Source organism: Georgenia halophila (assembly GCF_039541595.1).
Genome location: NZ_BAABGN010000023.1, coordinates 1 through 1,025, shown reverse-complemented (window position 1 = coordinate 1,025; position 1,025 = coordinate 1). Strand labels below are relative to the sequence as shown.

Annotated in this window: 1 rRNA gene; it reads left to right on the top strand. The window is 56.6% G+C overall.

Annotated features, from left to right (window positions below):
• A 23S ribosomal RNA gene (locus tag ABD907_RS20545) occupies positions 1-1,025 on the top strand; the annotation flags it as partial.

Here is a 1,025-nt window from a genome sequence, read left to right as displayed (position 1 = left end):
AGTGGCGAAGCTCAGAATTTAAGCCCCAGTAAACGGCGGTGGTAACTATAACCATCCTAAGGTAGCGAAATTCCTTGTCGGGTAAGTTCCGACCTGCACGAATGGCGTAACGACTTCTCTGCTGTCTCAACCACGAACTCGGCGAAATTGCACTACGAGTAAAGATGCTCGTTTCGCGCAGCAGGACGGAAAGACCCCGGGACCTTTACTACAGCTTGGTATTGGTGCTCGGTACGGCTTGTGTAGGATAGGTGGGAGACTGTGAAGCATGCACGCCAGTGCGTGTGGAGTCATCGTTGAAATACCACTCTGGTCGTACTGCGCATCTAACCTCGGTCCGTAATCCGGACCAGGGACAGTGCCTGGTGGGTAGTTTAACTGGGGCGGTTGCCTCCCAAAGAGTAACGGAGGCGCTCAAAGGTTCCCTCAGCCTGGTTGGCAATCAGGTGGCGAGTGCAAGTGCACAAGGGAGCTTGACTGTGAGACTGACAGGTCGAGCAGGGACGAAAGTCGGAACTAGTGATCCGGCGGTGGCTTGTGGAAGCGCCGTCGCTCAACGGATAAAAGGTACCCCGGGGATAACAGGCTGATCTTGCCCAAGAGTCCATATCGACGGCATGGTTTGGCACCTCGATGTCGGCTCGTCGCATCCTGGGGCTGGAGTAGGTCCCAAGGGTTGGGCTGTTCGCCCATTAAAGCGGTACGCGAGCTGGGTTTAGAACGTCGTGAGACAGTTCGGTCCCTATCCGCTGCGCGCGCAGGAAACTTGAGAAGGGCTGTCCCTAGTACGAGAGGACCGGGACGGACGAACCTCTGGTGTGCCAGTTGTTCCGCCAGGAGCATGGCTGGTTGGCTACGTTCGGAAGGGATAACCGCTGAAAGCATCTAAGCGGGAAGCCTGCTTCAAGATGAGGTTTCCACCACCCTTGTGGTGGGAAGGCCCCCAGTAGCCCACTGGGTTGATAGGCCGGACGTGGAAGCACGGCAACGTGCGAAGCTGACCGGTACTAATTGGCCGACAACTT